This window comes from Microbacterium umsixpiens, from assembly GCF_053543675.1.
This window is the reverse complement of sequence record NZ_JBLVOH010000238.1, coordinates 11,142-21,209: the sequence shown is the minus strand read 5'-3', so window position 1 is coordinate 21,209 and position 10,068 is coordinate 11,142. Positions and strand designations below refer to the sequence as shown.

Genomic DNA, 10,068 nt, shown 5'->3' with positions numbered 1-10,068 from the left:
CTTCCTCGGCAACCGGTCCAGCGGCAGGCAGGGGGCGGCCCTCGCCGCCGAGGCCGCCGCACGCGGGGCCGAGGTGACCCTGGTCGCGGCGAACATCGCGGGTGAGGTGATCGCCGAGGCGCGGCATCCGTCCATCCGCGTCGTCTCCGTCGGTGCGGCCGCCGAGCTCGCCGAAGCGATGAAGCGCGAGGCCGCAGCGGCCGATGTGGTCGTGATGGCGGCGGCCGTGGCCGACTATCGGCCGGTGGAGGTCTCGGACCGCAAGCTCACCAAGGAGGCGGGGGGAGTGCCGACCATCGAGCTGGTCGAGAACGAGGACATCGTCGCCGCACTCGCGGCGGCGCGGAAGCCCGGGCAGCTCGTCATCGCCTTCGCCGCGGAGACCCCGGAAGATGAGGCGGAACTCCTCGCCCGCGCTCGCCGCAAGCAGCAGCGCAAGGGTGTCGACCTGCTCGTGGTGAACGAGGTCGGCTGGGAGCGCGGGTTCGAGAGGGCCGAGAACACCGTGCACATCCTCGGGCCGGGCGGGAGGGAAGCGGGCATGGCCTCCGGGTCGAAACGTGCGGTCGCGGCCGCGATCTGGGACGCCGTCGCGCAGGAGCGCTGACGGGAGGCGGGGGCTGGAACAGAATCTCGGCGAGTGCTAAACTTGAGTCAACAAGACTCAACTTTTACCCCGTCTCCCGATCCGGAAGGCGGGAGACGACCAGAAGGAGCATCTCCAGGAGGAGCGCATGACCACCCCGCAGACCGGCAACCAGAACCAAGACCAGCAGTCCGCCCTCGAGCAGTTCGGCATCAACCTGACCGACCGCGCCCGCGAGGGCAAGCTCGACCCCGTGATCGGACGCGACAGCGAGATCCGTCGCGTGAGCCAGGTGCTCACCCGCCGCACCAAGAACAACCCGGTGCTGATCGGCGAGCCCGGCGTCGGCAAGACCGCCGTCGTCGAGGGTCTCGCCCAGCGCATCGTCGCGGGCGACGTGGCCGAGTCGCTCAAGGACAAGGAGCTGGTCACGCTCGACATCTCCGCCCTCGTGGCCGGCGCCATGTACCGCGGGCAGTTCGAGGAGCGGCTGAAGCAGGTCCTCAAGGAGATCACCGAGTCCGATGGGCAGGTCATCACGTTCATCGACGAGCTGCACGTGCTGATGGGCGCGGGCGGCGGCGAGGGATCGGTCGCGGCCTCCAACATGCTCAAGCCCATGCTGGCCCGCGGCGAACTGCGGCTGATCGGTGCGACGACGCTCAACGAGTACCGCGAGTTCATCGAGAAGGATGCCGCGCTCGAGCGTCGCTTCCAGCAGGTGTACGTCGGCGAGCCCACGGTCGAGGACACCATCGCGATCCTCCGCGGGCTCAAGGGGCGCTACGAGGCGCACCACGGAGTCACGATCTCGGACAGCGCCCTCGTCGCCGCTGCCGCGCTCTCGAACCGGTACCTTCCTGCGCGTCAGCTCCCCGACAAGGCGATCGACCTGATCGACGAGTCGATGTCTCGGCTCAAGATGGAGATCGACTCCTCGCCGGTCGAGATCGACCAGCTCAAGCGCCAGGTCGACCGGCTGAAGCTGGAGGAGCTGGCCCTCAAGCGTGAGAAGGACGCCGCATCGAAGGAGCGCCTCGGCGCTCTGCGCGAGCAGCTCGTCGGCATGGAGAAGGAGCTCGCGGAGCTGGAGGCCCGGTGGGCGCGTGAGCGTCAGGGTCTGAACCGGGTCGGCGAGCTCAAGAAGCAGCTCGACGACGCGATCACGCAGCGCGACCTCGCCATGCGCAACGCCGACTACACCAAGGCCTCGAAGCTGGAGTACGAGACCATCAAGCGCCTGGAGCGCGACATCGCCGAAGCCGAGCAGGCCGAGGCCGCGACCCCTGCCGAACCGCGCATGGTCAACGAGCAGGTCACCGAAGAGGACATCGCCGCGGTCATCGCCGCGTGGACAGGCATCCCCGTGGGTCGTCTGCTGCAGGGTGAGAGCGAGAAGCTGCTGCACCTCGAGAGTGAGCTCGGCAAGCGCCTGATCGGACAGAAGGATGCGGTCAAGGCGGTGTCGGATGCTGTTCGGCGCTCTCGTGCCGGCATCAGCGACCCCGGGCGTCCGACCGGGTCGTTCCTGTTCCTCGGACCGACCGGTGTCGGTAAGACCGAGCTGGCCAAGGCGCTGGCGGAGTTCCTGTTCGACGACGAGCACTCCATGGTGCGCATCGACATGTCGGAGTACGGCGAGAAGCACTCGGTGTCGCGGCTCGTCGGTGCCCCTCCGGGATACATCGGCTACGAGCAGGGCGGTCAACTGACCGAGGCCGTGCGGCGTCGTCCGTACAGCGTGATCCTGCTCGACGAGGTCGAGAAGGCGCACCCCGAGGTGTTCGACGTGCTGCTGCAGGTGCTCGACGACGGTCGCCTCACCGATGGCCAGGGTCGCACGGTCGACTTCTCGAACGTCATCCTGATCCTCACGTCGAACCTCGGCTCGCCGATCCTCATCGATCCGGTGCTGTCGCCCGAGGCCAAGCGCGAGCAGGTGATGGCGCTCGTGCGACAGGCGTTCCGCCCGGAGTTCCTGAACCGTCTCGACGACATCGTGATGTTCTCGGCCCTGAGCGAAGACGACCTCGCGCAGATCGTCGAACTCTCGGTCGACCAGCTGCACGACCGCCTGAAGGACCGCCGTCTCACGCTCGCCGTGACGCCGGATGCCCGGTCGTGGCTCGCCGAGCGCGGGTACGACCCGATGTTCGGTGCGCGGCCGCTGCGCCGCCTCATCCAGAGCGAGGTGCAGAACAAGCTGGCCACCGCGCTGCTCTCCGGCGGTGTGCGCGACGGCGACACCGTGCGGGTGGATGTCGGTGCCGACGGTGCGGGCCTCGTGCTCACGTCGACGACGCCCGAGCCCGCTCCCGAGGACGACGATGATGACGACGTGATCGAGGCGGAGCTGCTCGACGACTGAGTTGTTCCCTCTTCGCCCGCGCACCCGTCGCACGTCCTGAAGGAGAACTCACGCTACGAAGGAGCGGATGCTGCGGAGCATCCTTCCCGGCGTGAGTTCTCCTTCATTTCGGGAGTGTGGTCGCGCGCTGCTGTGCGATCAGGCGCGGGAGGCCGTCGCGAGGGCTCGGCCGGTGAGCGAAGCGGAGTCGCGCACGATCTCCGTCGGGGTGCCGGCGAAGATCAGCTGCCCGCCGTCCGAGCCGGCGCCGGGGCCGATGTCGACGACGTGATCCGCGCGTGCGACCACGCGCAGGTTGTGTTCGACGACGACCAGGGTCGCACCGTCGTCGAGCAGGTCGTCGAAGAGGGTGTTGATCGTGTCGACGTCGGTGGGGTGCAGTCCCGAAGTGGGCTCGTCGAGGATGATCCGGTCGGCGGAGTCGCGCCGCGGATCACTGAGATGCCGGGCGAGGAGCAGCCGCTGCTTCTCACCTCCCGAGAGGGTGTCGAGCGAACGCCCGACCGGGATGTAGCGCAGCCCGGTGCGCTGTACCCAGTCCAGGGCCGAGACCACATCGGGATGCGCGGAGAACAGCCTGCTGACCTCGGCGGGCGTGGATGCCAGCACATCGGCGATCGAGGCGCCGTCGACCTGCACCCCGAGAGCGGTCGGGTTGAAACGCAGGCCGCCGCACGCGTCGCAGGGCAGCGAGACGTCGTCGAGGAACGCGAGCTCGGTCGTGATGTGTCCGCGCCCCCGGCAGGTGGGGCAGGCTCCGCGCGAGTTGAAGCTGAACCACGACGGGTCGAGCCCCGACGCGGCGGCGAACACCTCACGCACCGTGTCGGCGATGCGCAGGATGCTCAGCGTCGTCGACCGCGCTCCGCCACGCAGCGCGTCTTGCCCGACGACCGTGAACTCCGGATGCTGGCGCGGTAGCTCCACGGTGGCGAAGGAGCTCTTGCCCGAACCCGCGACCCCCGTGATCGCGGTGAGCACGCCGAGCGGGACATCGACGTCGAACCCGCGCAGGTTGTGCGAGCGTGCATCCTTCACGGTGATGCGACCCGAGGGCTGCCGGGTCTTTTCGCGGATCGCCAACGGCTCGGCGAGCACTCGTCCGGTGAGGGTGTCGCTGCCGCGCAGCGCTGCGGGCGTGCCCTCGAACTGCACGCTGCCGCCGGCGGAGCCCGCGCCCGGCCCGAGGTCGACCACATGGTCGGCGACCGCGATCACCTGCGGGTGGTGCTCGACCACGAGGATCGTGTTGCCCGCGTCGCGCAGCCGCTGCAGCAGGGCGACGAGGCGCTGGATGTCGGCGGGGTGCAGCCCGGTGCTCGGCTCGTCGAACACGTAGGTCACGTCGGTCAGGGCGCTGCCGAGGTGGCGCACGATCTTGACGCGCTGCGCCTCGCCGCCGGACAGGGTCGAGGATTCGCGGTCGAGCGTGAGATAGCCCAGCCCGACGGAGAGCAGGGCATCGAGCACATGACGGACGCCCTCGACCGCCGGCGCCACCCGAGGGTCGTCGAAGGCGTCGAGTAGCGCATGCAGTTCGGCCACCGGCATCCGCATCCAGTCCACGATCGATCGCCCGTCGATGAGGCTCGCCCGCGCCGCTTCGTTCACCCGCGCGCCGTGGCAGTCCGGGCAGGTGTGGTGGGTCACGAGCCGGTCGAGCTCTTCGCGCACCTGCGCCGACATCTTCACCGGGCGCTGCTTCAGGAACACGTCGCGCATGCGGGTGATCACCCCGTCGAACCGGGCGCTCTGCGGGAAACGCGGATCCGGGTCGTCGAGCTTGAGCTTGTCGGCGTAGAGGAACTGATCCATCTCCTCGGCCGTATAGTCCTTCAGCGGCTTCTGGCGGTCGAACAGCCCGCAGTACGCGAACCGCTTCCACCGATACACACCCGGACGGAACAGGCTGAACCGCACCGGCCCTTCATCGATGTTCTTCTCGGGATCGATCAGGGCGTCGATGTCGATGTCGTACACCGTGCCGAGCCCCTCGCAGGTCGGGCACATGCCGGACGGATCGTTGAACGAATAGGCGGGGGAGTACCCGGCCGACGGCTCGCCGACGCGGGAGAACACCAGGCGCACGAGCGAGGCCAGGTCGGTCGCGGTCGCCACGGTCGAGCGCGCATTGCCCGTGAACCGGCGCTGGTCGATCAGCACCGTGAAGGTCAGACCGTCCATGGACTGCACGTCTGGCGCCGGCATCTGCGGCAGCCGCGAACGGATGAAGGTCGAGTACGAGTCGTTGACGAGCCGCTGCGCCTCGGCGGCGATCGTGTCGAGCACCAGCGACGACTTGCCCGATCCGGAGACGCCGGTGAAGACGGTCAGCAGTTTCTTGGGGACGTCGAGCGAGACGTCGCGGAGGTTGTTCGTCCGCGCCCCGGTGATGCGGAGGGAGTCCATCCCGAAACGCTAACGGGGCCCCCGGACAATCCGGAGGCCCCGTTCAGAGAGAGCGCAGGTCAGGCGCTGAGGACGACCGTCTCGTTGATCGGGCGACGCACGCGCGGAGCGACCTCGCGCTCCTGCAGCACCTCGGGAAGCGCCTCGATGTCGCCGAACTCGCCGACGGCGAAGACCGTGGTCGGCACGAAGCGGGCCTCGAGGTCGGCGAACTCGCGGACGACCTCGGGGTCGAAGCCGCTCATCTGGTGCACGACGAGTCCATCGTGGTGGGCCTGCACCGAGAAGTGCGCGACGGCCTGACCGAGGTCGTAGAGGGCGTGGGTGATGGGGGTGCCGTCGGCGGTGGCCGTCTCGGCGATCGCGACCACGAGCACGGCGGCGTTCCCGGCCCATGCCTGGTTGAAGCCCATCAGGGCGTCGACGACCTGGGCGTGCAGGGCGGTGCCGCGGCGGGCGACGATGAAGCGCCACGGCTGCGTGTTGTTGGCGGACGGGCTCCAGCGAGCGGCCTCGAGGGCGGTGGCGAGCTTGGCCTCGTCGATCGAGTTCTGCGCGTCGAAGGCGCGGGGGCTCCAGCGGCCGGCGAGGACGTCGAGGACGGGGTGCTCGGTCGGGGCGGTGCGGTCGATCACGGGAGTGCTCACGGAAGTGCCTTTCAGAAGGAGTGGATCGGACTCCTTCGTCCGGGTACACGGGACAGAACAGATGCATGTGCATGCATATTCCCGAATGCGGTGGTGTTCTGCGTGCCGCTAGACGGGCAGGTTGTGCGACGCGGCGTCCGCGAGCGCGCTGCGCACCGCCCGGATGGACGGGGCGGCGGCGGAGACCTTCCGTGCCGAGGAGAAGATCTCGCGGCGCGGCTCGTGGGGAAGCGGCGCCAGGTCGACGGTCGGGGTGTCGCCGGCCCACACGAGCTCGGGCAGCAGCCCGACCGCGAGCCCGGCGTGGATCAGGCGCACATGCGCCGTGAGGTCGGCGATCTCGAAGCGCACGTCGGGCTCGAACCCCGCGGTGCGGCAGAGCTCCTCGGCCCAGGCGCGGGATGCCGTGCCGGCAGGCTCGAGCACCCAGGGCTCGTCGCGGGTCGACCACAGCTCCGCGAGGGCATCCGCGTGCCGAGGTGCTCCGGGTTGCCGGGCCAGGGCGATCGCGTCGTGGGCGAGCACCACCCGGTCGAGGTCGGCGTGGATCGGGCGGGTGCGCCCCGGATACTGCTCGGCGAGGATCAGGTCGAAGTCGCGGCTGGACACTCCGACCAGCCCGGTCTCCGGGTCGCACTCGGTGACCTCGACCCGAAGCGCCGGATGCCGCTCCCGGAGGGACTCGAGGGCGCGCGGCAGCAGGGAGTGCGCGGTCGACTGGAACACGGCGATGCGCGCGGTGCCCGTCACCTCGGTGAGCGACTCGGCGACCGCGACCTCGGCGTGCTCGAGCTGATCGAGGATGCCGATGGCCTGCGTGACCAGCACGTTTCCCTGCGGCGTGAACTGCACCCCGCGGCCGACTCGACGCAGCAGCGGCACGCCCACGTCGCGCTCCAGCGCGCTCAGCTGCTGCGACACCGAGGCCTTGCTGTACGAGAGGGCGTCGGCGACCGCAGAGAGGGTTCCGCGGCGGGACAGCTCGACGAGCATCCGCAATCGGTTGACGTCGAGCACGGCCGTTCCGTTCGTTCAGCTTAAGTAAACCGAATTCACTCGAATCGGTTGATAGACGGAGCCTACCGAGGGGAAGGACAATGATCCAGCCGCACACGAAACCCCGGTGTGCGCTCTCTTGGAAGGTCCCACCGATGCCTGTCGCCGCCGACACCACCACCCCCCGTACAGAAGACGTCGCCGCCCTGGTGCAGCGCTGGCTCGTCGAGAGCGAGACCCACCCCGTCGAGCCGGCCGCGCAGCGTCTGTCCGAGGTGCTCAAGGACCCGAACGGGCTCGCGTTCACGGTCGGCTTCGTCGACGGCGTGATGCGTCCGGAAGACCTGCGCGTGGCGGGTCGCAAGCTCGCCGAGATCTCGGAGATCACCCCGACCCTCCTGCCCGGCTACCTGCGGGCCGCGATCAAGACCGGCGGCTTCTGGGCGCCGAAGCTCCCCGGTGTCGTCGTGCCGATCTCGCGCCGCGTGCTGCGGGCCATGGTCGGGCACCTCGTGCTCGATGCCACCCCGGCCAAGCTCGGGCCCGCGATCGCGAAGCTGCGCAAGAGCGGAAATCGCCTGAACCTCAACCTGCTCGGGGAGGCCGTGCTCGGCGAGCGCGAGGCCGGGCACCGTCTGCAGGGCACGCGCGACTTCCTGGCCCGCGACGACGTCGACTACGTCTCGATCAAGGTCTCCAGCGTCGTGAGCCAGTTGTCGATGTGGTCGTTCGACGAGGCCGTGGCGGATGTCGTCGAGAAGCTGACCCCGCTCTACGAACTCGCCGCGAAGGCCGAAGCCAAAGGCAAGGCCAAGTTCATCAACCTCGACATGGAGGAGTACCGCGACCTCGACCTGACGATCGCGGCCTTCACGAGCATCCTCGACCAGCCGGGCCTCGAGAACCTCGAGGCCGGCATCGTGCTGCAGGCCTACCTGCCCGATGCCCTCGGTGCCATGCAGTACCTGCAGGAGTGGGCCACGGCCCGTCGCGCGAAGGGCGGGGCGCCCATCAAGGTGCGCGTCGTCAAGGGCGCGAACCTCGCGATGGAAGAGGTCGACGCGGCGATCCACGGCTGGCCGCTCGCGACCTACGGCACCAAGCAGGACTCCGACACCAACTACAAGCGGGTGCTCGACTGGGCGATGACCCCCGAGCGACTGGATGCCGTGCGCATCGGCGTCGCGGGCCACAACCTGTTCGACATCGCCTACACCTGGCTGCTCGCGCAGGCTCGCGGGGTCGCTGACCCTGACAGCGCCGACCCGCTCGTCGAATACGAGATGCTGCTGGGCATGGCGACGGGTCAGGCCGAGGCCGTCCGCAAAGACGTCGGCCGCCTGCTGCTCTACACACCGGTCGTCAACCCGGCCGAGTTCGACGTGGCGATCGCGTACCTGGTGCGCCGTCTCGAGGAGAACGCCAGCCCCGAGAACTTCATGTCGGCGGTGTTCGAGCTGGCCTCCAACCCGACGCTCCTCACCCGGGAGCGGGAGCGCTTCGAGCGCTCGCTCGCCGCCCTCGCCACCGACGAGCCGGAGTTCGTCCCGGCACCCCACCGCGTGCAGGACCGTACCGCGGAAGCTCCCGCCGGCGCGACCGTGGGCTTCGAGAACCAGGCCGACACCGACCCGGCCATCGCCGCGAATCGTGCGTGGGGCCGCGAGATCCTCGGCCGTTCGGTCGGGTCGAGGCTGGGCCTCGACACCATCGCGATCGCCAAGGTCGAGACGGATGCCGAGCTCGACGGCATCTTCGACGCCGCGACCGCGGCCGCTGAGAAGTGGGCCGCCCTGCCCGCCGCCGACCGCGCCGCCGTGCTGCACCGTGCCGGAGACGAGCTCGCCGCGCGCCGTGGACAGCTCATCGAGATCATGGCCCATGAGGCGGGCAAGACCATCGCCGAGTCCGACCCCGAGATCAGCGAGGCCATCGACTTCGCGCACTACTACGCCGAGCGCGCCAAGGATCTCGAGACGATCTCGGGTGCCGAGTTCGTGCCCTCGAAAGTCACCGTGGTCACGCCGCCGTGGAACTTCCCGGTCGCGATCCCCGCGGGTGGCGTGCTCGCCGGCCTGGCCTCGGGATCTGCCGTGATCATCAAGCCGGCCAAGCTCACCCAGCGCTGCGGTGCCGTGATGGTCGAGGCGCTGTGGGCCGCGGGCGTGCCGCGCGACCTGCTCGCGCTCGTCGACCTGGCTTCGCGCGACCTCGGCACACGCCTGGTCGCAGGCCCCGCGGTGGACCGCGTGATCCTCACGGGTGCGTACGAGACGGCTCAGCTGTTCCGCTCGTTCCGCTCCGACCTGCCGCTGCTCGCCGAGACCAGTGGCAAGAACGCGATCATCGTGACCCCCTCCGCCGACCTCGACCTCGCCGCCGCCGATGTGGCCCGCAGCGCGTTCGGGCACGCCGGGCAGAAGTGCTCCGCCGCATCGCTGGCGATCCTCGTCGGATCGGTCGCCGACTCCAAGCGGTTCGAGCGTCAACTGGTGGATGCCGTGACGTCGATGCGCGTCGGTCTGCCCGACGACCCGGCGACGCAGATGGGCCCGATCATCGAGCCCGCGAACGGCAAGCTGCTCACCGCGCTCACGAAGCTGGAGAAGGGGGAGCGCTGGCTCGTGAAGCCGCGCAAGCTCGACGATGAGGGCAAGCAGTGGACTCCTGGCGTCAAGACCGGCGTGCGGGAGGGCTCCTACTTCCACCTGACCGAGTTCTTCGGCCCGGTGCTCGGCATCATGCACGCCAAGGACCTGGACGAGGCCCTGCGCCTGCAGAACGCGGTCGACTACGGCCTGACCGCCGGCATCCACTCGCTCGATTCCGATGAGGTCGCCACCTGGCTCGACCGCGTCGAGGCAGGCAACCTGTACGTGAACCGCGGCATCACCGGGGCGATCGTGCAGCGTCAGCCGTTCGGCGGCTGGAAGCGCTCGGCCGTCGGCGCCGGAGCGAAGGCCGGCGGGCCGAACTACCTCTTCGGCCTCGGCGAGTGGACCCCGGCCGAGCTTCCGGCGGTCGCGCCCGGCGCTGCCGTCGTCCCCGCCGTCGGCGCGCTG

5 protein-coding genes and 1 pseudogene are annotated in these 10,068 nt (G+C 69.5%); 3 read left to right on the top strand and 3 right to left on the bottom strand.

The window, feature by feature from the left end:
• Together ACNPM4_RS19935 and ACNPM4_RS19930 are read left to right on the top strand one after the other, a co-directional pair.
• Positions 1 to 607: phosphopantothenoylcysteine decarboxylase domain-containing protein (locus ACNPM4_RS19935; protein ID WP_448986921.1), on the top strand; the 607-nt coding region annotated here is incomplete at its 5' end.
• Positions 608 to 734: 127 nt separating this feature from the next.
• Positions 735 to 2,954 (top strand): ATP-dependent Clp protease ATP-binding subunit, encoded by a 2,220-nt coding sequence (locus tag ACNPM4_RS19930; RefSeq protein WP_081860045.1) that lies wholly within the window; start codon positions 735 to 737, stop codon positions 2,952 to 2,954.
• Between the two features lie 138 nt (positions 2,955 to 3,092).
• On the opposite strand, the gene ACNPM4_RS19925 is transcribed toward ACNPM4_RS19930, so the two are convergent.
• From ACNPM4_RS19925 to ACNPM4_RS19915, 3 genes are all read right to left on the bottom strand, one after another.
• On the bottom strand, positions 3,093 to 5,363 hold the full coding sequence (locus ACNPM4_RS19925; protein WP_448986920.1) for an ATP-binding cassette domain-containing protein: 2,271 nt from the start codon (positions 5,361 to 5,363) through the stop codon (positions 3,093 to 3,095).
• Between the two features lie 59 nt (positions 5,364 to 5,422).
• Positions 5,423 to 6,010: a nitroreductase family protein gene (locus ACNPM4_RS19920; RefSeq protein ID WP_417504481.1), complete on the bottom strand. Its 588-nt coding sequence runs from the start codon at positions 6,008 to 6,010 to the stop codon at positions 5,423 to 5,425.
• Between the two features lie 108 nt (positions 6,011 to 6,118).
• Entirely contained in the window at positions 6,119 to 7,027 is a 909-nt protein-coding gene (locus ACNPM4_RS19915; RefSeq protein WP_448986919.1) for a LysR substrate-binding domain-containing protein, read from the bottom strand.
• Positions 7,028 to 7,161: 134 nt separating this feature from the next.
• Here ACNPM4_RS19915 and ACNPM4_RS19910 point away from each other — a divergent pair.
• A pseudogene (locus ACNPM4_RS19910) lies at positions 7,162 to 10,068 on the top strand (proline dehydrogenase family protein); the annotation flags it as partial.

Bases quoted from the DNA above. Each gene is read 5' to 3' on its own strand.
- ACNPM4_RS19930 (WP_081860045.1), top strand. From the start codon at position 735: ATGACCACCCCGCAGACCGGCAACCAGAACCAAGACCAGCAGTCCGCC.
- ACNPM4_RS19925 (WP_448986920.1), bottom strand. From the start codon at position 5,363: ATGGACTCCCTCCGCATCACCGGGGCGCGGACGAACAACCTCCGCGAC.